Origin of the sequence: Lentzea nigeriaca (genome assembly GCF_016907955.1) — a bacterium.
In the GTDB taxonomy this organism is placed as follows: Bacteria; Actinomycetota; Actinomycetes; order Mycobacteriales; family Pseudonocardiaceae; genus Lentzea; species Lentzea nigeriaca.
Window position 1 is genome coordinate 791953 of sequence record NZ_JAFBCX010000001.1, and the last position, 25857, is coordinate 817809.

General features: G+C 69.2%; 23 protein-coding genes. 8 read left to right on the forward strand and 15 right to left on the reverse strand.

Annotation, left to right across the window (positions count from 1 at the left end):
* Positions 1–9: 9 nt before the first annotated feature.
* The 3 genes from JOD27_RS02820 to JOD27_RS02830 are packed head-to-tail and all read right to left on the reverse strand — an operon-like array spanning position 10 to position 2936.
* A complete protein-coding gene (locus JOD27_RS02820; RefSeq protein WP_204760484.1) occupies positions 10–744 on the reverse strand; it encodes a maleylpyruvate isomerase family mycothiol-dependent enzyme in 735 nt (244 codons plus the stop codon).
* Between the two features lie 51 nt (positions 745–795).
* Positions 796–2121, reverse strand: coding sequence for an O-antigen ligase family protein (locus tag JOD27_RS02825; protein ID WP_204760485.1), 1326 nt, complete (start codon positions 2119–2121; stop codon positions 796–798).
* Positions 2100–2936 carry a YveK family protein gene (locus JOD27_RS02830; RefSeq protein WP_204760486.1) on the reverse strand — a complete coding sequence of 279 codons (837 nt, stop codon included), beginning with the start codon at positions 2934–2936 and terminating at the stop codon, positions 2100–2102. The genes JOD27_RS02825 and JOD27_RS02830 overlap by 22 nt, the downstream gene beginning before the upstream one ends.
* Positions 2937–3073: 137 nt before the next feature.
* Between JOD27_RS02830 and JOD27_RS02835 the strand changes: the two genes are divergently transcribed.
* Positions 3074–4057 carry a TolB-like translocation protein gene (locus tag JOD27_RS02835; protein WP_204760487.1) on the forward strand — a complete coding sequence of 328 codons (984 nt, stop codon included), beginning with the start codon at positions 3074–3076 and terminating at the stop codon, positions 4055–4057.
* Here the strand turns inward: JOD27_RS02835 and JOD27_RS02840 are convergent.
* From JOD27_RS02840 to JOD27_RS02850, 3 genes are read right to left on the reverse strand one after another with little or no spacing between them, the layout of a single operon-like run.
* Positions 4050–5243 (reverse strand): rhamnosyltransferase WsaF family glycosyltransferase, encoded by a 1194-nt coding sequence (locus JOD27_RS02840; protein ID WP_204760488.1) that lies wholly within the window; start codon positions 5241–5243, stop codon positions 4050–4052. The genes JOD27_RS02835 and JOD27_RS02840 overlap by 8 nt on opposite strands.
* A complete protein-coding gene (locus JOD27_RS02845) occupies positions 5240–6673 on the reverse strand; it encodes a lipopolysaccharide biosynthesis protein (protein ID WP_307829841.1) in 1434 nt (477 codons plus the stop codon). Before JOD27_RS02845 ends, JOD27_RS02840 begins: the two co-directional genes overlap by 4 nt.
* Positions 6670–7695, reverse strand: a complete 1026-nt coding sequence (locus JOD27_RS02850; protein WP_307829842.1) for a glycosyltransferase — start codon at positions 7693–7695, stop codon at positions 6670–6672. Before JOD27_RS02850 ends, JOD27_RS02845 begins: the two co-directional genes overlap by 4 nt.
* A 109-nt stretch (positions 7696–7804) precedes the next feature.
* Between JOD27_RS02850 and JOD27_RS02855 the strand changes: the two genes are divergently transcribed.
* The gene (locus JOD27_RS02855) at positions 7805–8647 is read left to right on the forward strand and encodes a glycosyltransferase (protein WP_204760491.1); all 843 of its coding nucleotides are present in this window, start codon (positions 7805–7807) and stop codon (positions 8645–8647) included.
* Here the strand turns inward: JOD27_RS02855 and JOD27_RS02860 are convergent.
* Genes JOD27_RS02860 through JOD27_RS46415 form a run of 3 tightly spaced genes read right to left on the reverse strand, consistent with a single transcriptional unit; the run spans position 8619 to position 13689 of the window.
* Positions 8619–9845, reverse strand: coding sequence for an MFS transporter (locus tag JOD27_RS02860; RefSeq protein WP_204760492.1), 1227 nt, complete (start codon positions 9843–9845; stop codon positions 8619–8621). The two genes, JOD27_RS02855 and JOD27_RS02860, sit on opposite strands and share 29 nt — an antisense overlap.
* A gap of 7 nt (positions 9846–9852) precedes the next feature.
* The gene (gene asnB, locus JOD27_RS02865) at positions 9853–11676 is read right to left on the reverse strand and encodes an asparagine synthase (glutamine-hydrolyzing) (protein ID WP_204760493.1); all 1824 of its coding nucleotides are present in this window, start codon (positions 11674–11676) and stop codon (positions 9853–9855) included.
* 3 nt (positions 11677–11679) lie between these two features.
* Positions 11680–13689, reverse strand: a complete 2010-nt coding sequence (locus JOD27_RS46415; RefSeq protein ID WP_204760494.1) for a glycosyltransferase — start codon at positions 13687–13689, stop codon at positions 11680–11682.
* A gap of 111 nt (positions 13690–13800) precedes the next feature.
* On the opposite strand from JOD27_RS46415, the gene JOD27_RS02875 reads away from it, so the two are divergent.
* Positions 13801–15132 (forward strand): glycosyltransferase family 4 protein, encoded by a 1332-nt coding sequence (locus JOD27_RS02875; protein ID WP_204760495.1) that lies wholly within the window; start codon positions 13801–13803, stop codon positions 15130–15132.
* Positions 15132–16427, forward strand: coding sequence for a UDP-glucose dehydrogenase family protein (locus tag JOD27_RS02880; protein WP_204760496.1), 1296 nt, complete (start codon positions 15132–15134; stop codon positions 16425–16427). Before JOD27_RS02875 ends, JOD27_RS02880 begins: the two co-directional genes overlap by 1 nt.
* 161 nt (positions 16428–16588) lie before the next feature.
* On the opposite strand, the gene JOD27_RS02885 is transcribed toward JOD27_RS02880, so the two are convergent.
* Entirely contained in the window at positions 16589–17284 is a 696-nt protein-coding gene (locus tag JOD27_RS02885) for a PIG-L deacetylase family protein (protein ID WP_204760497.1), read from the reverse strand.
* A 35-nt stretch (positions 17285–17319) separates the two neighbouring features.
* On the opposite strand from JOD27_RS02885, the gene JOD27_RS02890 reads away from it, so the two are divergent.
* A complete protein-coding gene (locus tag JOD27_RS02890) occupies positions 17320–17775 on the forward strand; it encodes an SLATT domain-containing protein (RefSeq protein WP_307829843.1) in 456 nt (151 codons plus the stop codon).
* Positions 17776–17856: 81 nt separating this feature from the next.
* Here JOD27_RS02890 and JOD27_RS02895 read toward each other — a convergent pair whose 3' ends face one another.
* The 3 genes from JOD27_RS02895 to JOD27_RS02905 form a co-directional block, all read right to left on the reverse strand.
* Complete coding sequence (locus JOD27_RS02895; RefSeq protein ID WP_204760498.1) at positions 17857–18960, reverse strand: right-handed parallel beta-helix repeat-containing protein; 1104 nt, start codon at positions 18958–18960, stop codon at positions 17857–17859.
* A gap of 270 nt (positions 18961–19230) precedes the next feature.
* Positions 19231–19998, reverse strand: coding sequence for an enoyl-CoA hydratase/isomerase family protein (locus tag JOD27_RS02900; RefSeq protein WP_204760499.1), 768 nt, complete (start codon positions 19996–19998; stop codon positions 19231–19233).
* 13 nt (positions 19999–20011) lie between these two features.
* Positions 20012–20968 (reverse strand): magnesium transporter CorA family protein, encoded by a 957-nt coding sequence (locus JOD27_RS02905; RefSeq protein ID WP_204760500.1) that lies wholly within the window; start codon positions 20966–20968, stop codon positions 20012–20014.
* Positions 20969–21037: 69 nt separating this feature from the next.
* Here JOD27_RS02905 and JOD27_RS02910 point away from each other — a divergent pair, with 69 nt between their 5' ends.
* The gene (locus tag JOD27_RS02910) at positions 21038–22363 is read left to right on the forward strand and encodes a serine/threonine-protein kinase (RefSeq protein ID WP_307829844.1); all 1326 of its coding nucleotides are present in this window, start codon (positions 21038–21040) and stop codon (positions 22361–22363) included.
* Between the two features lie 61 nt (positions 22364–22424).
* On the opposite strand, the gene JOD27_RS02915 is transcribed toward JOD27_RS02910, so the two are convergent.
* Positions 22425–23291: a hypothetical protein gene (locus JOD27_RS02915; RefSeq protein WP_204760501.1), complete on the reverse strand. Its 867-nt coding sequence runs from the start codon at positions 23289–23291 to the stop codon at positions 22425–22427.
* Positions 23284–23775, reverse strand: coding sequence for an RNA polymerase sigma factor (locus JOD27_RS02920; protein WP_204760502.1), 492 nt, complete (start codon positions 23773–23775; stop codon positions 23284–23286). The genes JOD27_RS02915 and JOD27_RS02920 overlap by 8 nt, the downstream gene beginning before the upstream one ends.
* 84 nt (positions 23776–23859) lie before the next feature.
* On the opposite strand from JOD27_RS02920, the gene JOD27_RS02925 reads away from it, so the two are divergent.
* Positions 23860–24354, forward strand: a complete 495-nt coding sequence (locus JOD27_RS02925; RefSeq protein ID WP_204760503.1) for a GNAT family N-acetyltransferase — start codon at positions 23860–23862, stop codon at positions 24352–24354.
* A gap of 35 nt (positions 24355–24389) precedes the next feature.
* The gene (locus tag JOD27_RS02930) at positions 24390–25682 is read left to right on the forward strand and encodes a choice-of-anchor I domain-containing protein (protein ID WP_204760504.1); all 1293 of its coding nucleotides are present in this window, start codon (positions 24390–24392) and stop codon (positions 25680–25682) included.
* The last annotated feature ends 175 nt before the right edge of the window (positions 25683–25857 follow it).

Here is a 25857-nt window from a genome sequence, read left to right on the forward strand (position 1 = left end):
GCCTTTCCGCTACTCGGGTTCCCACTCCACGAGCCGGTCCAGCACCCGAACGTCGCCGTCCAGCTTCAACGACTCCGGCTGCGTGCGGCCGTAGAACCACAACAGGAAATCGCGGGCCGGGCCGTGCACGGTGGCATCAGGCTCGTCCTCGGTCACGGCGCCGTGCCGCGCACCGCCGGCGTCGAGCCAGATCCGCCACGAACGGCCCTCCGTGACGTGGTAGTCGAGGACAGCGGGTTCGTGCGGCCAGGCGCTCGTCGTGGCGACGCAGGTGGACAGGAACTCGTCGACGCCGTCGAGCGCGATCTCGTCCGGCAGCGGCTGCGGATCGCCCGCGGTGAGCTGCGCGTCGTAGGTGTGCATCGTGATCTCCTGGAGCTGGCGCCGTGCCGCGGCACCGCTGGTCTGCGGTGACTGCGAATCACCCCAGGGGGTCCAGCAACCGCGGTCGGGGCCGGCCGCCTCCAGCGCGTTCAGCAGCTCCCGCGTGGACTCGGCCATCCACGCCACCGCGGCATCGCGCTCCCGCGGGGCGACCGCGGGAGTCCTGGCCGGAGGAGCGGAAGCAGGCCCAGCGGCGACGATGGCGGCCCACTTGCGGCGGCCGTCGCCCAGGTGCTGCACGAGGTCGTACAGCGTCCACTCAGGACAGCTGGGCACCTGCGCGTCGAGGTCGGATGAGGCGACCGCGGCGCAGAACGCGGCGGTTCGCTCGTCGATCAGCCGCAGGAGGTCGGGAAACATCAGTTGCACCGCGGCTGTCTACCACCCCGAGTGGCGGCGCGACAGCGATTTTCAGCCGGCCCTGACCGGAGCCGCCCTGAGCGCGGCGGCCTGCTGCTTGGCGATCCGCAGCAGTGCACCGGAAGCGCCGATCAGCAGGAACGACATCCCGGTCGCCACGCTGAAGCTGAGGATGTCGAACGTCGCGGCGCCCAGCGCGGACGTCAGCATCGCGCCCACCAGGCAGACCGCGAGCCCCCGCACGTTCTCGTCCTTCGACAGCGCACGGGCCCGCAGCGCCGCGAAGATGCCGCCGAGGAACAGCAGCGCGTAGGCGATCAGGCCCAGGTAGCCGTTCTCGATCATCGTCAGCAGGTACTGGTTGTCGAGGATCGTGTACTTCGACGGCAGGAACGTGCCGAACCCGCGGCCCAGCCACGGGTGTTTGGCGATCTCGAGCCACGCGCCGTCGTAGTCCTTGGTGCGGCCCTGGAACGACGGGTCGTCCTCGATGTTGGAGAACATCGACGTCACCGTGCCGAGCAGGCCGGGCACGACGGCCGCCGCGCCACCCAGGAACACCGCGCCCACGCCGAGCAACGGCAGGCCGCGCCGGCGTGGCAGCAGCACGCCGAGCACGATGCCCGTCACCACCAGGCCGATGATCGCCGTGCGCGACAACGAGAGGATCGCCATCAGGCTGAGCAGCGAAAGTGCGCACCACCAGCGGCCCTGCGGCTCGCCGCGGTCGCGTGCCTGGAACACGAAGTGCGCCGCGAACGGCACGCCCAGCACGCACACCAGGCCGAACTCGATGGGGTGGTTCACCGTGCCCGCCGGGCGGAAGAAGATCGACCGCGACTCCAGCGCCGAGTAGCCGTTGTCCTGCACGCGCAGGCCGGGCAGCGTCACGTACGACGCCAGGTCGAGGCCGAGTCCGAACTGGATCAGGCCGATGAACGCGCCGAACGTCAGACAGCCCACCATCACCCGCATCAGGCGGCTCAGCCGTTCCCCGCTGCGGACCGCGTCGCACACGAACACCGCGAGGGCCGCCATCGCCACGATCCTGATCAACGCGGAGTCCGACACCGACAGCTCGTCCGGCGGCAGGTAGCGGCGGGTGGCGATGGCGTACGTCGTGAGGTGCAGGATCACGTACACGGCGAGCAGCGTGCGGACCGCGTTGCGGCCCTTGGCCATCGCGAGGTGGTCGACGAGGTGCGCGGCGAACCACAGCACCGCGAGGCACAGCGCCACGAACAACGCCGGCGGCAGCGTGATCGGGACGAACGCGATGGTGAACCTGGCCGGGACGACGAGCAGGGCCAGGACGTAGAAGATCAGCAGGGTGGCGCCGTCGGCACGCTGCTCGGTCAGTCGTCTTTGGTCGGCCATGCCGGGTCTGGTGGCTTGGGCGCGGGAATGATGACCGTCTTCTGGTGCGCGTTGGGAATGCCCTGGTTCGGTGGCCGGTGCGGGGGCGGCGCGCCGTTGCCCTGCGGCTGCGGCTGCGGCCTGACCGGAGGCGTGGGCGGCGGTGCCGCGGCGTCCTTCTCGGACGGTGCCGCGCCTTCCTTGCGGCGCTTGGCCTTCAGCAGGATCGAGTCGGCGGCGAACGTCGAGGCGATCGTCAGCAGCAGCAACACCACCGTCGCCGCGCCCACGTACCGGACCTTGCCGCCGATCTTCGCCGAGGCCGTCGTCGGCTTCACCAGGATCTGCGCCGTGATGAACGTCTGTTCGGGAGCGTTCAACGCCTTCTGCTGCGACGCGAGCTCCGCCACCGTCTTGTCGAGCACCTTGCCGACGAGGCCTTCCGCCGCCTCCGCCGAGTCCGCCTCGGTCGAGATGAACAGCAGCGGGCCGCCGACGGGGCCGGTGTTCGCCGTGTAGGTCGCCGTGGAGCCCTTGCCCGCCAGTTCCGCCGCCGTCTTCGGGTCGCCGAGGACCTGCGTCAGGATCTGCGCGGTGGTCGTGAGGCTGCCGTCGAACTGCAGCAGCGGGTTGACCTTGACCACGTCCTCCGGCTTGGTCTTCTCCGAGTACCGGCCACCGGCCGCGGGGGAGGTGAGGACCAGCACGCCGCTCGACTCGTACCGCGTGGGCACGGTGATGTAGACGTACAGGGCGAGGACACCGGTGAGCAGCACTGCGGGCAGGGCGATGTACCACCGCCGCCGCAGCACCCGTACGGTTCCCCAGAAATCCATCAAAAACCCCGATCCGCGGCTCGGTCTTGCGAACGCAATGTCCGTAGGGTATCGCCTGCCTGGAAAATCGTGGTGAGCTGCGAACTGTTACAGGCCGTAGCCACGTGGCGATGAGGGAAGGGAATCCAGGAGGCAGCATGCGTGTACGACGACTGACCGTGACCGTCGCGGCCATTCTCGTGGTCATCGGCGGGACAACGGCCTACGTCGTCACGGCCGCCACCGAGGCGAACGATCTGGCGACGAACGAACCGGCGGCGGGCGCGGAGCAGGTGTCGCAGGCCAAGTCCGGCGACCTGCTGTTCGTCGACCTCGCCGGTGGGCAGAACCGTGTCGAGAAGATCGCCGGCGGCGGTGCGCGCACCCCGACCGAGCTCACCTGCCAGCGCTTCTACGCCGCCGGTGGCACGAGCGTGTGCCTCAAGCTCGCCGGTCCCGGCCCGGCCTACGCCGCCGAGATCAGCCGCGACGGCAAGGTCGTGAAGTCCGTCGCACTGCCCGGCATCCCGAGTCGCGCGAAGGTGTCGAGGTCCGGGAACGTGGTGTCCTGGACCAGTTTCGTCAGCGGCGACTCGTACTCGGTGCCCGGCGGGTTCTCCACCAGGACCGGTTTCTTCGACGTCCGCACCGGCGAGACCGTCGAGTCGCTCGAGCACTTCGCCGCCACGGTGGAGGGTGCCGCGCTCACCGCGCGTGACGTCAACTACTGGGGCCTCACAGTCGGTTCCGACGACAGGACCTTCTACGCGACGCTCGCCAGCGGCGGCTTCACGTGGCTCGTGAAGGGTGATCTCGCGGCCAACACCGTCACGTCGTTGCGCCGCGACGCCGAGTGCCCGTCGCTGTCGCCGGACGGCACGAAGGTCGCCTACAAGAAGCGCATCGGCCGCCTCGGCCCGTGGGACCTCGCGGTGCTCGACCTCGCCACCAGCACGGAGAAGCGGCTGCCCGGCACGGCGGGCATCGACGACCAGGCGACGTGGCTGAGCGAGAACGAGCTCGCGTTCGCCGCGGTGCCCAAGGACGCCAAGCTGCCCGCGGTTCACGTCACGCCCGCCGACGGGTCGCAGCCGGCCAAGGTCCTCATCCCGGACGCCACCTCGCCGTCGCCCGTCACGTAGCGAGTTCGCGGCGGAGCACCTTTTCGAGCTCATGGCCTGCCGCATCCCAGGAACGTCCCTCCACACTGGACGCGGCCGCACGGGCGATCGCGTCGAAGTCCGGCGATGTGACCACTTCGGACAAAGCACGCGCCAGCGAGTGCGGGGTGGGTGCCGCGTACCGGACGTGGTCGTTGTCCAGGACTACGCGGTTGAAGTGCGCGTCGTTCACCACGGGAACGCATCCGGCCGCCAGCATCTCGTGTGGCACCAAAGAAACGTTGGTCATCGACAACGACAACCCGGCGAAGCACCGGTTGTAGATGGCGTTCAGCTCGTCGGGCGTGACGAGGCCGTGGTCGACGAACTGCGGCCCGAGCTGCCCGATCCTCTCGCCGTAGACGTGGATCTTCAGGTCCGGGTGCTTCTCCGCGAACACCTCCAGGGCCAGCACGCCGAGCTCGAACGCCCGGCGCGGTGCCTTGCGCCGGGCGTAGAACACGATGCCGTCGCGCTTGTCGTCGCCGAGCCGGTACCTGTCGGCGTCGCAGCCGAAGTCGAAGTGGTCGGCGGGCATGCCGTGCTCGGCGCGGACCTTGTCGGCGAGGAACCGCCCGGCCGTGAAGCCGTGCATGCCCATCCGGTAGGTGTTCTCCGCCAGCGCGTACAGGCCACCGGACGGGTAGAACCACGGCTCGTAGTCCTGCACGAGGTAGAACCTCTTGCCCGCGCACGGGTCGTTGAACGCCGGGTACGCGGTGATCCACGCCGTCGCGAACACAGCGTGGGCGTCGGCCATGCCGTCGGTCACGTCGTGGATCGAGCCCTTGAAGAACGGGAACGCCTCGCGCACCACGGGTTCGAGGTCGGCGACCGCGTTGCCGAACGTCTCGTACAGGTACAGCCGGCACTCGTGGCCGAGCGACTCGAGGTGCCGGATGAGCCGGAACATCGTGGTGTGGCCACCCGATCCCCTGGACGGGGGAGTGGTGACCCAGTTGATCGTGAGCCTGCCGTCGGCCGGGATCGGCGGGATCACCACGGGCCTGCGCGCCTCGACGTCGGCCTTGCGGACGTCCTCCAGCCGCACGGGCAGGTCCTCGCCCTCGGCGCCGAGCCTGCGCGTGGCGGCGGTGAGCACGCGGATGCCGAGCTGTCGCGCGCCCTGCTCGCGGACGATCTTCGTGACCTGTCTCAGTCGTCTCACGCCTCGGTCCTCTTCCGCAGCACGCCAAGGATTTCGTGTCTCATCGGGAACACCACGAGCGCGTAGGCGAGGCACGACACCGTGCCACCGACGAGGATCTGCGGCAGCTCCCCGTCGATCACGTTCCGCACCACGAGCACCACCGCGACCATCAGCACACCACCGAGGAACGGCCGCAGCAGCCGCGCGCCCAGCGCACCCGCGCGCACCCCGTACGGCTTGAACGCGACCAGGTACGCGGGCGTGATGACCAGCACCGCGACGATCACGTGTGCCGCCGCGACACCGCGGATGCCGTCGAGTTTCGCGCCGAGTGCGAGCAACGGCACCAGCGCGCCCAGCCACGCCAGGTGGATCACCAAAATCGCCCGCGACCTCCCGGCGGAGGCCAGGTAGTCGTAGCCGAGCTCCAGCGCGACCCGGACCGCGCCGAGCAGCACGAGCAACGCCAGCGCCGCCGCGGCGGGGGCCCAGCGGTCGCCGTAGACCACCCGGATCAACGGCTCCGCCAGGGCGGCCAGCAGCACGCACGCGGGCACCGTGACGAGCGCCAGGAGCCCCAGCGCGCGGCCGAACGACTTCTGGAACAGCTCGGGGTCCTCACGCACCTTGGAGAACGCGGCCAGCGACACACTTCTGACCGGCGCGGAGAACGCCGACACCGGCCAGCTCGCCAGGTTGAACGCCAGCAGGTAGAAGCCGAGCGGCACGGTGCCGAGCAGGGAGCCGACCACGATGTAGTCGACGTTCATCACGCCGAAGATCAGCAGGCTCGACCCGGCGAGCGGCAGGCCGAACGCCAGCAAGGCGCGCGCCTGCACCGCATTCCAGCCCGGCCGGAACCTGTCCTTGGTGAGCCAGAACATGATGATCGCCGCGGACAGGTTCTGCGCGATCCGCTGCCACGCGAGGCTCCACGCCCCGAACCCCATCAGCGCGAGCACGACGGCGACCGCCGTGCCGCACACGAACGCGGCGGTGTCGGCGTAGAACTTGTGGTCCTGCCGGAAGTTGCGCTGCATCATCGCGCCCGGCACCGCCGTGGCTCCCGCGATGACGAGGGCGACCGACATGAGCTGGATCACGCCGGTCGCTTCCGGTGTGTCCATGGCGTTGGAGAACCACGGCGCGCCGGCGACGCAGATCAACGCCAGCACCGTGCCCGAGGCGAGCGACAGCGTCGTGACGGTCGGTGCCATCTCCTCGACGGGGTCGCTGGTGCGGACCAGTGCGGCGCTCACACCGAGCTCGGACACGCTCAGCACGATGTTGAGCACGACCAGGGCGACCGCGAACACACCGAACTGCTCTGGCGCGATCAGCCGGGCGAGCAGGATGCTGAAGCCGACGGCGGCCAGGCGTTGCAGCAGCGAGTTGATCGCGCTCCACCGGATGGCGCTTCCGACCGAGCCTTCGAGCTGCTGGGTCACCACTCGCCCCGCCACTTCCAGCGCTGCGTCCCGACCCACAGCTTCGCCCGCTTGTAGGCATGCGGCGCAAGGAACAACTGCGTACGACTGAGGAACGCGGGGCTGAACTTCCGGCGCCGCAGCAACGCCTTGTACTCCGGCAGCTCCTCGAGCGCCGGATAGGTCTCGCGGGCGAAGTCGAGCAGCTCCTTCTCGGTGCCGTCGAGCTGGTCGCGGTCGTGCAGCCGGACCGCGCGCCACAGCGCGTCTCCCGCGATCGCCTTGCGCGCCAACGGCTTGAGCCGTGCGGGAAGGCCGGGGTTCTGCTCCAGCACCAGGTCGAACACGTCCCGGCGCTGCTCCAGGTCGGCGAACACCGACTTGAACGTCGTGCGCATCATGGAGTTCTCGTGCACCCGGTAGTACGCGGCGGGCTTGCCGCTGACGTAGCCGATGTCGGAGACGGCCGCGATGCGCAGCCACATCTCGAGGTCGCCCGCGTGCGGCAGGTCTGCCCGGTAGCCGCCGACCTTCTGCTGGATCCTGGTGCGCACCACGACCTCCGGCGAGGAGATCACGTTGCGGCTGCTGCGGAAACGGTTCTCGATCCACTCCTCGCCGCGCCAGACCTTCGACGTCGTCGGCAGCTGCGTGACCTTCGGCAACGCGTCGTGGTCGCTGTAGTAGACGACCCGCCCGTAGACCATGCCCACGTCCGGGTTCTGCTCGAAGATCGCGGCCGCGCGCTGCAACGCTCCCGGCGCCAGCAGGTCGTCCGCGGACAGCAGCACCGTGTAGTCGGCGCTCGCCCACTCCAGCAGGCCCTCGTTGTAGGTGGCGATGTGCCCCTTGTTCACCTCGTGCCTGCGGCCTTCGACGCGCTTGTCCGCCGCCGTCAGCTCGGCCATCACCGCGGGGGTGTCGTCCGACGACGTGTCGTCGATCACAAGCACCCGCACGTCCACACCGGGCTGGTCGAGGACGCTGCGGACACAGGCCGGCAGGAAGTGGGCGTAGTTGTAACAGGGGATCACGACGTCCACTGTGGGAAGCGTTGGCACAACCTGGTTATCGGTATGGCGCCGTTTTCGTTAGCGCCGCAACGTTTTGGGCCCTTCGGACGATGAAGTTGTGACCGGAGTAAGGGGAGTCATGGACCACGTCATCCTGACGCGCTTCAACCTGCCGTCGAAGGGCGCCGAAAGCTACGTCCGGGCAAAGGAAGGATGGCTGACCGAGCGCGTTGCGCTGTTCGAGCGCTATTGCCTGCCATCGGTCCTCGCGCAGACGGACAAACGGACGCGGTGGCTCATCTATTTCGACCCCGAATCACCGAAGTGGCTCAAGGACAAGATCGCCGAACACGGTGACGCGTACACGCCCGTTTACCGCGCGGAGGTTTCGCGGGAAGAGCTGAGATCGGACATCCGGTCGCTCTTCTCCCGCACCGGCGACGAGCTCGTCACCACGAACCTGGACAATGACGACGGCCTGGCCGTCGACTTCGTGGAACGGCTCTGCGCGGCACCCCGCCCGACGACCACGGCGGCGTACTACCTGGTGAACGGCCTGATCAAGTCGCCTGGCGGGCTGTACCACCGGGTGGACCGGCACAACGCGTTCGTCTCGGTCCGCGAGACCTGGGACGAGCCCGTCACGTGCTGGGCGCACTGGCACAACCACATGCACCTGCACTTCCCGGTCGTCGAGCTGGGTGGTGCGCCGGGCTGGCTGCAGGTCGTGCACGGCGGCAACGTCTCGAACCGCACGCGCGGCCGGCTGGTCTCGCCGGAGCCGTACAAGGCGTCGTTCGGTGCCGCGCTGGACGACGTGCCGGCTCCGGACCTGAAGGCCGTCGCGCAGGACCGGCTGGTGGCTCAGCCGATCCGGTTCGTGCGCGACTCCGGCCGGGTGGCCGCGAAGAACACGGCGATGAAGGTGCTCGGCAAGGGCGGCTTCGAGGCCGTCAAGCAGAAGCTGGCTGCTCGCGGTTGATCCCGTAACTCACGACGAGCGTGACGGTGAGTGCTGCGAGCGCCACCGTCACGCCGGTCGTGAAGCTCGCGTACTGCAGCAGCAGTCCAAAAGCGACGGACGAGACGAGACGGCCCAGCGCCTGACCGGTCTGCACGACGGAAAGCCCGGAGGCCCTCAGTGACTCGGGCGCCGACTCGCTGACCTTGGCCGACAGCACGCCGTCCGTGGCCGCGTAGAACAGCCCGTGCAGCAGCAACGTGACCACCGCGACGACCATCCCGCCCTCGGCGACGAACAGCAGCGCGTACACACCGAGCAGCAGGGCGTGCCCGGCGAGGAACATGCGCCAGCGGCCGACGCGGTCCGCGAGTTTCCCGAGCGGCGCGGCGGCCGCGAGGAAGACGACCGCCGTGCCGAGCGGGAGCAGGGGCAGATAGCCGAGCGAGATGCCCGTGGCCTTCTGCACCAGCACGTAGACGAACGCGTCCGACACCGTCGCGAGCCCCAGCAGGCCCGCCGAGATCGTGGTGCGCCGGAAGTTCTGGTCGTTGAGCAGACCGAGCCCCGCCTTGAACGACGGCCGCGGTCCCTTCGGCTGTTCCTTCACCGGGGTGTCCCGCACGAACGAGATCAGCACGATCAGACCGATGACCGCGAACGCCGCGGACACGGCGAAGATCGGCCCCGGCACCATACCGATCTGGGCGAGCAGCAGGAACGTCACCAGCGGCCCGAGCAGGGCGCCGAACGTGTCCATGCTCCGGTGCACTCCGAACGCCGCGCCCAGCCGGTCCTCCGGGGTGGCCAGCGAGATCATCGCGTCGCGCGGCGCCGTGCGGATGCCCTTGCCCGCCCGGTCCGCGGCCATCAGCGCGCCGATGCCGAACGGAGAGGCGCCCACCAGCGGGAAGAACACCTTGGTGGCGGCCGACAGTCCGTACCCGGCCGCCGCGACGGCCTTGGGTTTGCGGAACTTGTCCGAAATGCCGCCGCCGACCAGCCGCAGTACCGCGGTGGCGCCGGTGTAGATGCCGTCCAGCAGGCCGAACTGCGCGTAGCCCAGCTGGAGGGTGAAGAGCAGGTACACCGGCAGGAACGCGGTGATCATCTCCGCCGAGATGTCGGTCAAGAGGCTGACCGTGCCCAGCGCGAAGACCGTGCCCGGCAGCCGTTTGCGGAAGTCCGTTGTGGACGGACGTGACGAGGCGACGTACATGGGCGTCCTACCAGCTCAGTGTCTGGTGCCACACCTCGAGCGACAGCAGCGTCCAGATGCGCGGCTGCTCGTTGCGGTCACCCGAGTCGTGGTCGTCGAGCAGCGCGCGGACCGCCGCCCGGTCGAAGGTCCTGCCCACGAACGACGTGGGGCCGGTCAGCAGGTCGTAGGCCATGTCCCGCAGGCCGTCGCGGAACCAGGCGTCGAGCGGCACCTTGAAGCCCGACTTCGGCCGGTCGACGACGTCGGCGGGCAGGTGCCGGCGCGCGACCTCCTTGACGACCCACTTGGTCGTGCCGCCGCGCACCTTCACGTTGCTGGGCAACGAGAACGCGAGCTCCGCCACCCGGTGGTCGAGGAACGGCGGCCGCAGCTCCAGCGACGCGGCCATCGACATGCGGTCGCCGCGTTCGAGGAGGTTGTCGGCGAGCCAGGTGTGCGAGTCGGCGTAGAGCATGCGGCGCACCGCGTCGCCGCGCCCGTTCTCGTAGGGCGCCAGCACGGACCGCGTCGCAGGCCCACCCAGCAACGCGGCCCGTTCGGCCACGGTGAACGGCGCGAACCAGCCCCGCATGCGTTCGGCGTAGGTGGGTTCGGCGATCGCGCGCACCGCGATGCCCAGCCGTGCCTTGGAGGCCGGGAGAGCCTTTTCGAAGCGCCGCAGAGCAGCGGACGGCAGCGCACCGGCGTACCGGGTGGCCGCGGCGAAGCGGTACTTCGGGTAGCCACCGAAGAGCTCGTCACTGCCTTCGCCGGACAGCACGACCTTCACGTCCCGGCGTGCGAGCTCGGCGAGCCGGAACACCGCCACGTCGGCGGGCTCGGACAGCGGCGCGTCGCGGTGCCAGGAGAGCTTCGCCCAGCTGTCGCGGAAGTCGTCGGCCGTCACGACCACGCTGTGGTGCTCGCTGCCGACGATCCCGGCGACCTTCTCGGCCCAGTGCAGCTCGTCGACGCGGGGATCACCGAAGCCCGCGGAGAACGTGTGCAGCGGGGCACCGTCGCGTTCCCTCGCCACCAGCGCGGTGATCAGCGACGAGTCGACGCCGCCGGACAGGTACGCGCCGACCGGTACGTCCGCGACCAACGCGTCCCGCACCGACGCCGTCAGCGCCTCGTCGACCAGCCGGACGGCCTCTTCCGGTGTCACGGAAAGGATCGGCGACTCGCGTGGCAGCTCCCAGTACGGCTCGGTCCGCACGCGGCCGTCGGCCGACAGGACGAGGTGGTGACCCTGCGGCACCTTCCGCATGCCGCGCACCAGCGTGTGGGGCGCGGGCACCGAGCGGTGCGCCAGGTAGTCGTGCAGCGACTCGTGATCGACCTCGGCCGGGCCGATCGCGGGCAGCAGCGCCTTGATCTCGGACGCGAACGCGAAGAACGAGGAGTCCGCGTAGTAGTACAGCGGCAGGATGCCCAGCCGGTCGCGGAACAGGTGCGTCTCACCGGTCTTCGCGTCGTGGATCGCGTACGCGAACTGGCCGCGCAGCTTCGTGACAGCCGACGGCCCGTGCTGCTCGTACAGCGCCAGCAGCACTTCCGTGTCGCCCTGCGTGTGGAACGGGTACGACAGCTCGGAGCGCAGCTGCCGGTAGTTCAGGATCTCGCCGTTGAACGCGATCTGCGTGGTGCCGGACGCGCCCGCCATCGGCTGCGGCGAGCCGGCCAGGTCGATGATCGAGAGCCGGGTGTGGGCGAAGCCGATCGACCCGTCCGACCAGAACCCGCTGTCGTCCGGGCCGCGGTGGTGCAGCCGCTTCGCCATCTCGGCGAGCAGCTCACGGGAGACGGGCGCGCCGTCGAACCGTCTGACGCCTGCGATTCCGCACATGGGTTACCGCTCCTCCGCGATCTGCATGAGCTCACGGGCTCGCGAGTCCCACGACGCGGTCAGCACGGCCGCGCGCCGCTCGGCCGGGGTCTTCAGGCCGCCGTCCTTGAGCGTCAGGCGGATCTGGTCGACGAAGTCGGCCTCGCCCTTCGCGATCCTGATCACGTCGGAGTAGCGCTCGACCTCGGGGAAGTCCGTCGACACCACGGCCAGGCCCAGGGCCAGGTACTCCTTCATCTTGATCGGGTTGGCGTGCTTGATCCAGTCGTTGTCGAGCCACGGCATCAGCGCCACGTCGAACCCGGATCCGTAGCCCGGAATCTGCTCGTACGAACGGAAGTCCAGCCAGTGCACGTTGGGATACTTGGCGTAACGCTCCATCGAGCAGGTGGCGTCACCGATCAGCACGACCGACGCCTCCGGGAACTCCTGTGCGACCTTCTCGATCAGGTCGAAGTCGACCAGGTAGTCGTCGAGGCTGCCGAAGAACCCGATGCGCGGCCCGGGAATCGACGCGATGTCGGCCGGCAGCTCGTCGCGGCGGGTGAAGTGGTCGACGTCCACGCCGTGGTCGAGGAAGTGCGCGCGCTCACCGGTCAGAGCGGCCTCTTCCTCCTGCAACGCGCGGCTCACGTAGAGCACGGTGTCCGAATTGGACAGCAGCTGGTTCTCCAGCGCGGCGATCGTGCCCTGGTCGGCCTCGGGGAACGCCGAGTGCCGGTCCGACCGGTTGAAGATCAGGCCCTTGTGTCGCATGGGCTCCACGACGTCCCACGCCGTGGGAATCGTGGCGACGACGACCGGCGTGCCCATCCGCAGGAACAGGCACACGAGCCGGACCTGCGTGCGCACCAGCACCGAGTTGAGCCTGCGCAGCCACGGCTTGCCGTAGAACGGCAGGGGAGCGGGCGTCATCACGTAGAAGTTCGGCGTCTGGGGGATCGGCTGCCGCACGAGCATCGCGACGCTCTTGGCCTTGCGCAGGATCCGGCGCAGGAACTGCGTGCTCTTGCCCGGCGACGGCATCCGCAGGCCGATGCTGTTGACCAGCAACACCTTGCGGTGCTTCGCGACCCGGCGCAGCAGCTGGAAGTCGGAGTGCGCCCGGTTGTGGTACCACCAGTCCTGCGCGCTGAAGCACAGGTAGCTCGGCCCCTCCGAGGCCACCTCCTCCGGCCAGGCCCGCATCCGGAACAGGCCCCTCAACGCGGCCCTGTGCTTGGGCGAACGGGCGCGCAGACCCTCGTTCAGCACCACCGCGAGCCACATGAAGAAGGCGGCGAACTTCCCGTGCCGCTCGCGGTGCAGGCGGACCCGGTTCGCGGCCAGCATCGACCACAGCCGGGCGTTCGTGGAGACCTCGCCACCGATGTGCGTGACCACCGCGCGCGGCTCGAACCAGACACCGCCGGCGCGCAGCATGTACTCGACCTCCTCCGAATAGAGGAAGTAGCGCTCGTCCAGAAGGCCCAGTCGCTCAACGGTTTCCCGCTTGATGAACCACGCGCAGCCGGTCGCCCACTCCGCCGGGCGGGCGTGTTCGTAGGCCTTGAGGTCGGTCACCGTCGCACCGAGCCCGATCCGGCCGGCGCGGTAGCCGCCGATCAGGGCCTCGGAGACCGCGGTGCGCAGCTTGGGCTCGCGCCGCAGCGAGAAGTGGGTGAGCCCGTCCACACCGACGATCTTCGGCACGACGATGGGCTTGCCTTCCACCGCACGCAGCGCCTCGATCGCGCCGGGGTGCACGCGGGCGTCCGCGTTGAGCACCAGAACGTCGTGGCCCTCAACGGCTTTGATGCCCAGATTCACGCCCGCGGCGAATCCCGCGTTCACCGGATTGCGGATGATCTGCGCGTCCGGACGAGTGGCGGCGGCCACATTCACGGTGTCATCGGCGGAAGCGTTGTCGACGACGAGGACCTTCACGTCGTCGGGCAGCGAGGTCAGGCATCCCGCGATGACCTGTTCGCTCTGGTAGGTGACGATGACCACCGCGACAGGTGACCGCTCCACAACCGCTCCTCGCTTTTGGGCTTGTGCCCGCTACATCGAGCCGTTTGGAACCTCCGTTACGAGATTCGGAGAACCTGTAACCGTTTTGCCCTCTCGAACGAGAACCAAGGCGTGACGTCATCACCGCACGTGTTGATCATCGTGCAGAACCTCCCCGTGCCGCTGGACCGCCGGGTGTGGCTGGAATGCCGCGCCCTCACCGCCGCGGGCTACGAGGTGTCGGTGATCTGCCCCAAGGGTCCTGGTGATCCCGCTTACCAACTTCTCGACGGAGTGCGCCTCTACAAGTACGCTCCGCCGCCCCAGGCCGAGGGTGCGCTCGGCTACGCGTGGGAGTTCCTGTACTGCTGGGTGCGCACGGCGTTGCTGAGCGTGAAGGTCCGCGCGCGCAGGCGGTTCGACGTCATGCAGGCCTGCAACCCGCCGGACACCTACTGGGCGCTCGCGCTGCTGTGGCGGCTGGGCGGCGTGAAGTTCGTCTTCGACCACCACGACCTCAACCCCGAGGTGTTCCTCTCGCGGTTCGGCGAGCCCAGGGGCGTGGCGGGCAAGCTGCAGTACCGGATCCTGAAGTGGCTGGAGCGCAGGACGTTCCGCACGGCAGACCGGGTGACGTCGACCAACACCTCGTACCAGAAGATCGCGTGGACGCGCGGTTCCGTGCGGCCCGAGCACACCAGCGTCGTGCGCTCCGGCCCGGACACCACCGTGATGCGACCTGTCGAGGGCGTGGACGAACTGCGGCGCGGCGGCAAACATCTGGTGGCGTACCTGGGAATCATGGGGCCGCAGGACGGTGTCGACGGCGTCCTCGAAGTCGCCCGCCGAGTCGTTTTCGACCGCGGCCGCACCGATGTCCGGTTCGCGCTGCTGGGCTTCGGCGACTGCCTGGAAGACCTGAAGAAGCAGGCAGGAGCCTGGGGACTCGACCCGTACGTCGAGTTCACCGGACGCGTCGGGCCCGAACAGATCACCCGTTATCTGTCCACCGCCGCCGCCGGTCTCGGCCCGGATCCGTTGTCGCCTCTGAACGACGTGTCCACTATGAACAAGACCATGGAGTACATGGCCTACGCGCTGCCGGTCGTCACGTACCGGCTGACGGAGACCGTGGTGTCCGCCGGCGAGTGCGCCGTCCTCGTCGAGCCTGGTGACGTCGAGGGGTTCACCACGGCTCTGCTGGATCTGCTGGACGACGCCGAACGCCGCGGGCGCCTCGGTTTCGAGGGCCGCCGCCGCTGTGAGGCCGAGCTCGACTGGCGGCCGCAGGCCGAGAACTACGTGGCGGTGTTCGACGGGCTCACCGGCTTCGCCTCGCGCGGCCCGTTCCCCGACGGCAGGCCGGAGCTCGGACCCGGTACCGACCAGTGGGGCAACAAGATGATCGACGTGAGCGACGACGCCGTGCTCCGCGCGTTCGCCGTGAACCGAACGGGAGAATGATGTTCGTCAGAAGGATCGCGGTCGTCGGCACCGGCTACGTCGGCCTGACCACCGGCGCCTGCCTCGCGTCGCTGGGCCACCGCGTGGTGTGCGCGGACGTCGACGAGACCAAGGTCGAGCGGCTCTCGCGCGGCGAGGTCGACATCCTCGAACCCCGGCTCGCGGACCTCGTCGGCGAGGGCCTCGCGTCCGGCCGGTTGTCGTTCGTGCTCGGCGCCTCGGCCGCGGTGGCCGACGCCGAGGTCGTGTTCCTCTGCGTGCCGACACCCATGGGTGTCGGCGGCATCGCGGACCTGCAGGCCGTCGAGTCCGTTGTGGACGAGACGCGCGACCTGCTGCCGTCCGGGTGCGTGATCGTCAACAAGTCCACGGTGCCGGTGGGAACCTCGATCCGCACCGCCGAGCTGCTGCGCCGCGACGACGTCGCGGTCGTGTCGAACCCCGAGTTCCTGCGCGAGGGTTCGGCCGTGCACGACTTCCTGAACCCGGACCGGATCGTCGTCGGCTGCGACCAGCAGGACGCGGCCGAACGCGTCGCGGCTCTCTACGCACGCCTTGGCGCGCCGACGGTTCTGACCGACGCGGCGTCGGCAGAGATGGTCAAGTACGCGGCGAACTGCTTCCTCGCGATGAAGCTCTCCTACGTCAACGCGGTGGCGGAGCTGTGCGAGCGGCTCGGCGCGAACATCACCGACGTCACCGAGGGCATGGGCTACGACAAGCGCATCGGCCAGGCGTTCCTCAACCCCGGCCCCGGCTGGGGCGGCTCGTGCCTGCCCAAGGACACCCACGCGATGCTCCAGGTCGCGGACGCGGCCGACTTCGAGTTCCGCCTGCTGCGCGCCACGATCGACACCAACGAGCGGCAGCGGCAGCGGATGGTCGAGAAGGTCCGCCTCGCCGTCACCGGCAAGCGCGGCGGCTCGCTGTCCCACGTGCGGCTCGGTCTGCTGGGCCTCACGTTCAAGGCGGGCACGGACGACCTGCGCGACTCGCCCGCGCTCGCCGTGGCGGCGCTGCTGAGGCAGGCCGGTGCCGAGCTCGTCGGCTACGACCCGGCGCTGACCGGCGGCACCGACCTCGGCTCGGTGTCCGTTGTGGACGATCCGTACCAGGCGGCGAAGGACGTCGACGCGCTCGTCGTGCTGACCGAGTGGCCGGACTTCCGCACGCTGGACTGGACACGCCTGGCCGAGACGGTGCGGCAGCCGGTCGTCGTCGACACGCGGAACATCCTGGACCCGGACGTCATCCGCCGGGCGGGCTTCACCTGCACGTCACTGGGCCGCCGGTAGTCCATTTGAGACAATCCCATCAGCCGGATGGGCGGCACGTCGTGGACATGGTCAGCGGTCTCGCGTACCAGGGAAGCGGCCTGCTCGCTCAGGCGAGCTCGCGAACGGTCCGCTGTCCGCGTTGCCGCTCTGACGCCGTGCGGCGGTGGTGAGCGCCCTGCTCACCACCGCGGCAGGTCCGGTCCGTGGTTGGTGATGCCCGCGAAGAGATCGGTCTCCGGCAGCGGCACCCCGGTGGTGTCGAGCGCGCGGAAGTAGTGCTCCAGCAAGGCGAACGGCCCGTGCACCTGCTGGCTCGCGTGACACAGCAACGCCTTGCGCTTCACGTCGGCGACCTCGCTGACATCGATGGTCGTCGACCCCTCCTTGGCCGTCAGGTAGAGCTTGGCCGGGATGCCGGTGCGGTAGACGGCGAGCTTGGCCACCCGGATCACGTGCATGTGGTCGCGGTGCGAGCTGTAGTGCGTCACGACGACCTGGGGCCGGTAGTGCTCGATCAGCGCGGCGAGCCGCCCCGCCGCGGTCTCCACCGGGATCGTGCAGAGCCCGCCCTCCGGAACCTCACCGCCCGGTCCTGAGTCGTGATAGCCCAGCAGTTCCAGGTCCGAGATGCCCAGCGCGTCGCACGCGGCCTGCAGTTCGGCCCTGCGATGCGCCGCCACGGCTTTGGGATGGTGACCGACCTCGCCGGGCACCGCCCCGTTCGGAGCGTCGTCGAACTCGCCGTTGGTGCACGTCACCACCACGGTTCTAGCGCCTTGTCTGGCGTAGTGGGCCAGGGCGCCGCCCGTCGCCGTCGACTCGTCGCCGGGGTGGGCGTGAACGGCCAGCAAGGTTCTCGGTCCGCCGAACTCCACGCGGCCGACCGTACCCGGAAACTATTGTGCGGCCCGTGACCGACTTGCCGTCCGGCCTGAAGCCGCTCGAACTCGCCCAGCACCTCCGCGCCCAGATCGAACGAGGCCACACCTACGCCCGCTCCCGCAAACACCGGTTCCGCTGGAAGTCGGTGACGGTCCGGCTGACCACACTGGTCCTTTCGGCGGCATCGACGATCATCCTCGGCCTGCAGAACCTGGATCCGTGGACGGGCACGGCGTTCTCGCTCGTGGCGGTGGTGACCGTGGTGTCCGCTTTGGAGCCTTTCTTCGCCTGGCGGTCGTTGTGGGTGCTGATGGAGGAGGCCAGCCACAAGTTCCACCGGCTGGAGGACGACCTGAAGTACTACATCGCCGCCACCCCGGCCGAGCAGGTCGATCCCGAACGGCTGCGGGCGATGTTCGAGCAGTACCAGGAGATCTGGGACTCGCTCAGCTCGCGCTGGCTCAAATACCGCGACAACGCCTAGCCACGCCCGCGCACCCGCTCGCGATGAACGGCGCATTTGTTCACGTCAGGTCAGGTGGACAAATGCGCCGTTCATCGGTTGCTACGGCGTGGCCGCGGGCTTGCCCTTCGCGTCCGGTGCGTTGGCGTCCAGGATGTAGTTCTCCTGCCACACCGCCCACTTGTAGCCGACGCCTTCGGCGGTCACGTAGGCCGCGCCCCAGCCGCTGCCGGTGAAGCGGTTGTTGACGGCCTTCATGTTGCGGCCGTACTGGTTGCCGTGGCTCGACTCCAGGCCGAGCTGGTAACCGCCGCCCTCCAGCAGGTTGCCCTCGACGGTGACGTTGTCGATGTCGTCGCCGTAGGTCTGGATGAACAGCGCACCGGTGTCCTGGCCGGTGGAGCAGTCGATGCGGTTGTTGCGGAACGTCAGCGTGCGTCCGGCGTTGCGGTCCAGCGGGAAGTCGCGCACGGTGGCGCCGTCGTTGTGCGCGTCACCGGCCGTGCGCAGGCCGCGGACGTAGTTGCCCTCGGCGAGGCCGTTCAGGGTGGGGCCGGTGTTGTAGAAGCAGATGCCGGAGCCCATGCCGGTGATGTAGTTGCGCTGCAGCGTGCCGACGCCGAGGAACGCGCAGGACTTCGCGATCGTGGAGGCCGACAGCTTCGAGCCGTCGATGTTCGAGTCGCGGATGGTCACCGGGGCGCCGGTGACCTGGCAGGAGTTGCTGCCGCACGGGCCGTTCGTGGTGACCAGCGGGGCCGCCTCGTCGAGCCTGGTGGGGCGGATGCAGGACTTCTCGACGGTGATGTTGCCCGCGAAGAGGACGAGGGGCTGCTCAATGCGCTTGCCGGAGATGACCGTGCCGGCGCCGGGGTTCGCGGGTCCGGTGTAGACGGGCAGGGAGTCGCAGTTCAGCCCGACCGCGGCCAGGCCGGTGTTGGTCTGGGTCAGCTTCCAGCCCGGCGAACCGGCCGGTGCGGGGGTGTGGGGGTTGTTCGGCGGCTTCACAGGGCCGTTGGTGGCGGACGGTGGCGCCGAGCTGGGGGCCGCGGAGCTGCTGCTCGGGGCGGCGGAACTGCTGGACGTGCTGGGCGAGGTGGCGCTCGTGCTCTCCGCCACCGGCTTCGGGTCGCCCGCCTCGGCCGCGGAACAGGCGGCCAAGGCGACGGCACCGGTGGTCAGCAGCACGGCCAATCTCAGTCTCACGCTGGTTCTACCTCCAGGCGCGTTCACGACGGGGGACCGTGAACTCGCTGATTGTGTCGTCGGCCGGTGCGGAATATTTACGGAACTCGTGCGACCGAGTTCGCGCAGGGGCCGTTGAACGGACTGCACATTGCACGGGCCGACCGGAGGAGTCAAGCGGATCTCGTTGTGCCGCAAGGTCATCTTCCGGGCGGACGGGAATACCTCGCGGGGATGAGCTGGCAGATCACGGTTTTATCTCCGAGTCATTCGATTCTTTGATGTGTGAGATCAACGACCGAGGAATGTGGCGCGGCCGGGACCGTCGGTGAGGAAGCTGTGCACGGCCCGTGGCAGATCCTGCGTCTCGAACAACGCGGACGCGATCGTCGTCACGTTGGCGTCGGCCTCCGGAACGCCGCCGTGTTCGAAATGCGCGAGCACCTGTTTGGTCGCGGCGTGCGCCTGCGTCGGCCCGACGGCGAGCGAGAGGGCGAACCGCTCGGCGGCCAGCGCGAAGCCCTCGTCCGGGAACACGCGGTTCACGACGTTCCAGCGCTCCATCGTCGCCGCGTCGTAGAGGTCGCCGGTCATCACGAACTCCTTCGCGCGGCCCACCCCCGCGCGGGCGGCCAGCCGTTGCGTGCCGCCCATCGTCGGCGTCAGGCCCACGACCTTCTCCACCAGGCCGAAGCGCGCGCTCTCGGCCGCGACGATCAGGTCGCATGCCACCGCGAGCTCGAACGCCCAGGTCAGGCACAACGCGTGGGCGGCGAAGACGGTCGGGATCGGCAGCGCGGCGAGCCGTTGCGGCAGCAGGAGCATGCGGTCGAACAACGCCTGTGCGTCCTCGCGGTACTCCTGCGCCGCGAACAGCGACACGTCGACACCGCCGGACACGACCTTGCCGGACGCGTTGACCAGCAACGCCCGCGCGTCGCCCAGTTCGTCGAGGGCGTCGTGGAACTCTGCGTCGAGGTCCAGGGCGTAGAGGTTGAGCGGCGGCGCGTCGATCGTGATGATCGCGAGCTCGTTCTGCCTGGTCAGGTGGATCTTCATCGTGCGGGAACCCTCACAGCCAATCGCGGCGCTTGAACATGACGTACAGGGCGTAGGAAAGCAGGAAGATCCCCAGCGTGGAGGCCCAGAAGCCCCACGGCTGCTGGAATCCGGGATACGGCACGTTCATGCCGTAGTAGCCGGAGATCGCGGTCGGCACCGCGATGATCGCTGCCCAGCTGGTGACCTTCTTCATGATCGAGTTCAGCCGGTTGCCCTGCACCGCCACCTCGGCCTCGCGCAGGTTCGTGACCAGCTCGCGCATCGACTCGGTCAGTTCGGCTGTGAACAGCGCGTGGTCCTTGACGTCGAGGTAGTACGGCATCATCACGTCGTCCACGACGTCGTGCTCGCGGTGCACCAGCGAGCCCAGCACCTCGCGCATCGGCAGCGCGACCCGCCGCAGCTGCACCAGGGCGCGCCGCAGCTGCAGCGCCTTGCGGCCGATGTGCGGTCGCTCCTCGTAGATCCGGTCCTCCAGCGCCTCGATGTCGTCGTCGAGCTCCTCGGCCGCGGTGTAGTGGCCGTCCACGACGTCGTCGAGCAGCCCGTGCAGCAGGAACCCGACGCCGGACGAGGCGAGCGCCGGCGCGCTGTCCCACCGGCGCAGCACGCCCGCGATGTCGTACGACTCGTTCTCCCGGACCGTCACGAGCACGTTGCCGGTGACGAACACGTCGACCTCGCACGTCCTGATCTCGTGTTCCGCGTACGTGACGGCGTGGACCGCGAGGAACAGGTGGGTGGGGTAGCGGTCGACCTTGGGGCGCTGGCGCCCGGTGAACGCGTCCTCGATCGCGAGCTCGTGCAGCCCGAGCTCGTCGCGCAGCAGACCTATCTCGTCCTGGGAGGGCGCGCAGAGGTCGAACCACACGACCGCGGAGGGATCTTGGAGGTGCCGTGCGACGTCGGCGACCGGGAAGTCCCGGTCCAGGAGTTCGCCGTTGCGGTACAAGCGGGTCCGACCCATGGGTGACAACGATACGTAGATCTACTCAGATGTGAGGTTCCAGCCCGAGTTCCCGCTACCCTCGATCCGGTGAAGGTGGACCAACCACAACGCATAGGCGACTACCTGCTGCTGGGCAGGCTTGGTCGTGGTGCCATGGGAACGGTCTACCTGGGACAAGGCTCCGACGGACGGCAGGTCGCCGTCAAGGTCGCCCGTGCCGAGCTCGCCGACGACCCCCGCTTCCGCGAGCGCTTCCGCCGCGAGGTGCAGATGGCCCGCGCGGTCGGGTCGGCGGGCACCGCGGCGGTCGTGGACGCCGACACGCGCGCGCCACGCCCGTGGATGGCGACGGAGTACGTTCCCGGCCCGACGCTGCAGGAGGCGATCGAGCGGCACGGCCCGCTGCCAGAGCACCACCTGCGCCGGCTGGCGGAAGGCCTCGCCGAAGCGCTGACGGCGATCCACCGCGCCGGCCTGGTGCACCGCGACCTCAAGCCGTCCAACGTGCTGCTCGGCGCCGACGGCCCGCGCGTGATCGACTTCGGCATCTCGCGCGCCATGGAACACACCGCGCTGACCGAGACCGGCATGGTCTTCGGCACACCGGGCTTCCTGTCGCCGGAGCAGATCACCGGGCAGGAGGTCGGTTGCCCGTCGGACGTCTTCGCGCTGGGCGCGGTGCTGGTCTACGCGGCCACGGGCAAGGGCCCGTTCGGCGAGGGCCCGACCGCGACGCTGCTCTACCGCGCCGCCCACGGCGAACCGGATCTCGACGGCGTACCGAAGTCGCTGCGCCCGCTGGTGCAGAAGTGCATGCACCGCGACCCGGCCAAACGCCCGGAGCCGGCCGAGGTGACACGCCTGCTCGCCCAGGTCGTGTCGCCGAAGCCGCCGACCACCAAGCTGCCGGCGCCGATGACGCCCGCCGCCGCGACGTTCTCGACGTCGCGGATCGTGCCGTTCGTGTGGGGCATGACGAACCTCGCCGCGGGCCTGCTCGCCGCCGCCATCGCCGATCCGGCCGCCCACGCCAACGGCGCCACGCAGCTGCTGGCGCTGGCCGCGTTCTGCGTGCTGGTCGTGCGCGCGGTGCGGTTCTTCAGCGCCGCCGCCCGCCGCAAGGTCGTCATCGAGGTCAGCCGCGAGGGCATCGCGACGACGCGCAACGGCAAGTTCCACCAGTACTGGTGGTACGAGCTGGCACGGGTGCGCGTGGTGCCGCACAAGAAACGGCCGTGGGTCGTCGTGTGGCTGAAGGACCCGGCGCCGCGCCGGTTCTTCGGCGCGCATCACGGTGGCGTGCGGGTGTTCCCGATCGCGCACGAGCGGAGCCGGCGGCGGCGCGAGCGTGAGATGGCCGAGCTGCGCGCCGCCCTGGCCTGGTACCTGCCGCGCTCCTACGACGGGCGCTGATCAGCGACGCCGTTGGTGTGGGGCGGGTGATGTCGCCCGACGTGCCGCGCCACCCGCGTTCCTACGACGGACGCTGATCAGTCCACTCGTACGTGATGGTCACCGTCTGCGGTGGCATCCCCTGCGGCAACTGAGCGCTCTCGGTCGCGACCTCCTCCGTGCCGGTCACCCGGCCCGTGGCGGGATCGACGAGGAACTGGAGAACGAGGCCGTCGACCGACAGCCTCCCGTTGTTCCAGCGGATCCCGGGAGACTCGGCGAGCTTGCGGTACAGCGCGGCCTTCTCCTCGTTCGTCGTGAACGGCGAGAGCAGCCCCGGCGACGCCGCCAGCAGCTTCTGCTTCGGGTCGGCGGGCAGCGGCGTGGAGATGCTCTCCTCCTTGCACGGGGTGGCCGCGCAGAACGAGGTCCACAGCTGCGGGAAGATCATCGTGCTCAGCTTCTGGTCCGGCCGCGGCTGCGCGCCGGAGATCGGCTGGCGCTGCCCGGTCTCCCTGCGGAAGATGACCACCATCTCGCCCTTCCCGGTGGGCAGCCACACGTCGTACTCGAGCTCGACCAGGGTGCGGCCGACACTCTCGAGGCCGAACGACGCGGCGGTCGCCACCTCCCGGAGCCGGTAGGTGATGTGCTGGTACCTGGCGGCCGGTTGCTCGGCCAGCTCCAGCAGGGTCGCCGCCTCCTGCAGGGACTCGGCCGGGGCGTGCGGCATCGTGGCGGGCGCGTCGCGCTGGGCCGGCCGCAGGAGGACCACGAGCCCGGTGATCATCATCACGGCGACCGCGGCGGCCGCGATGCCGGCCCACCGTGGCGCCCGGCGCACCGGCTTCTCCGTGAAGAGCTGCTCGCGCAACCGGGCCAGCCGCACGTCGTCGGCGCCCCGGACCGGGTACAGCTCGGCGAGGTCGTCGTCCAGCACGTCACGCATGTTCCACTTCCTTCAGCTTGGCGCGCAGGCGGTGCAGGCGGGACCTCGCGGTACCGGCGTTCAGGTCGAGGGCCTCCGCCGCCTCCTGCACGCTCAGCCCGGCCAGCGACACGAGCAGCAGCAGGTCGCGGTCGCTGTCCTGCATCTTCGCGAGCGCACCGGCGATTCGCCGCAGGTGCGAGCGGGCGTCGATCCTGGTCACCACGGTGTGCTCCAGCGTTTCCGCGACACCGAGGTCGACGCCGTAGCGTTCGGCGGTGCGCAACAGCCGGGTCTCGCGTTTGGCGTGGCCCCGCAACAGGTTCGTCGCGATGCCGTAGAGCCAGCCGACGACGCTGCCCTTCTCGGCGTCGTAGGTGTCCTTGGCGCGCATGGCCGCCAGGAACGTCTCGCTGACCAGGTCGTCGGCGACGTCGACGCCCACCCGTCGCGCCAGATATCGGTGCAGCGGCTGGGCGTGCTCGTCGAACAGCTCCGCGAACATCACGCCCCCAGTTGGCTTCTCGCGGCACGGGTGTTGCAGTGACGTGGGTCACAATTCGGTGGACGATCTCCCGATGATGGTCGCATGACCAACTGGACCGTGACCGTCGCCGACGCCGCGCGCTCACCGCTCAACCGTGAGTACAACGCAGAGATGATCAGCCGCTACTGGGGGCGGCCCACGAACGACGCCGAGATCGACGCCTACGAACGCGACGAGCAGGACCACGACGTGCCGGTGTTCCTCGTGATCTCCCGTGATGGCGAGGAGGCGGGATGCCTCGGAATGCGCTTCCTCGGCGACGGGATCGGTGAGCTGACCCGGATGTTCGTGCGGACGCCGTTCCGCGGTCAGGGCGCGGCATCGGTGCTGCTGAAGGCGATGGAGGCGCAAGCGCTCGCCCGCGGCGTGACGACGTTGCGGCTCGACACGCGCAACGATCTCGTCGAGGCGCGGAATCTCTACGCCAAGCACGGTTTCGTCGAGATCGATCGCTACAACGACGCCGAGTACGCCGATCACTGGTTCGAGAAGAGGCTGAAGAGGCTAACGCCCGCTGATCCGGTCGCGATGTCCTGATGGGTCGGGATGACGCGCGCCAGGAGGCATTGAACATGCGGTTGCGTCCACTGGTGGCGGCATTCGCCGTCACCGCGGCACTGGTGGTGACTCCGGCCTCGGCGGCTCCCGCCGGTCGGGTGCTGGGGTACGTCGCCAACAACGGCGGCGGTGTGTCGGTGATCGACACAGCCACGAACACGGTGTCCGAGACGATCGCCGACAGCGGCGGAAACTCGCCGTACATGGCAGCGGTCGCGTTCGACGGAACTCGCGGCTACGTCACGAATTCCGTGCAGAACACGCTCACTGTCATCGACACGCCGACCAACACGGTCGACAAGTCCGTTCCCGTCGGGAAACACCCGGCGGGCGTCGCGGTCGCCCCTGGTGGCGGCTTCGTCTACGTCACGAACTACGACGACGGAACGGTTTCCGTGGTCGACACCGCCACCCTGACGGTCACCGCGACCGTCACCGTCGGCCAGAACCCGGACGGCGTGGTCGTGACCAAGGACGGCACGTCCGTCTACGTCACGCACGACGTCGTGGGCCCGAGCAAGGTCTCGGTCATCGACACCACGGCCAACGCGGTCGTCGCCACGATCAACGTGGGCAGCACGCCCACCGCGGTCGCGGCCTCCGCCGACGGCACCCGGATTTATGTGGTGAACAAGGGTTCTGACGACGTCTCCGCCATCGACGTCGCCGCGCGCACAGTGGTCGGCACCGCGAAGGTCGGCTTCGTGCCGCACGGCATCGCGTTGTCGCCCCACGGAACCCGTGCGTACGTGACGAACAGCGAGTTCGACTCGGTGTCCGTTGTGGACCTGACGGTGATGGCGGAACAGCAGAAGATCTTCGTCGGTGACCGCCCGATCAGCGTCGCCCTGACGCCGGACGGTGCGAGCGCCTACGTCACGAACTTCAACAGCAACACGGTCTCGATCATCGACACGGCGTCCAACACGGTCACCGGCACCATTCCGGTCGGCCAGCGCCCGGTGGGCATCGCGATCAACCTCGTGCCGCCGGCCGCGTCGACGCTCGTGGCAGGTACCGCCCAGCTGCAGGTGCGGCTCCTCGGTTTCACGGTCCGCTCGCTCGACGCGACGCTGACCGAGAAGCACACCGGGGCGCCGGTCGCCGGCAGGACCGTCGTGTTCCGCACGGTCAAGGGCAACCCGCTGTGCACCGCCACGACCAACTCCTCCGGCAAGGCCACGTGCGACGCCCAGGTGTCGCTGGCGGTCGGGCTGTCCACCCTGCTGCAGGGCTTCACGGCCTCGTTCGCGGGCGACAACGAGCACGGTGGCGCTTCGGCGCACGGCTACATCACCTTGCTCTAGTGGAGCGTCGCGGCTTGGTTGTGCTCCGTTGAGGCGGGCCGGGGAGTGGGCGGTCTGGTGCTCGTCACCGAAAGCCCGCGATCTTCATCATCGAAGCGCGGCTGCCTGCCGGCATCACTCTCACTGTCACATCCCAAGAGATAGCTGCGACACGCGACTAGTAGACCGTCGCCTC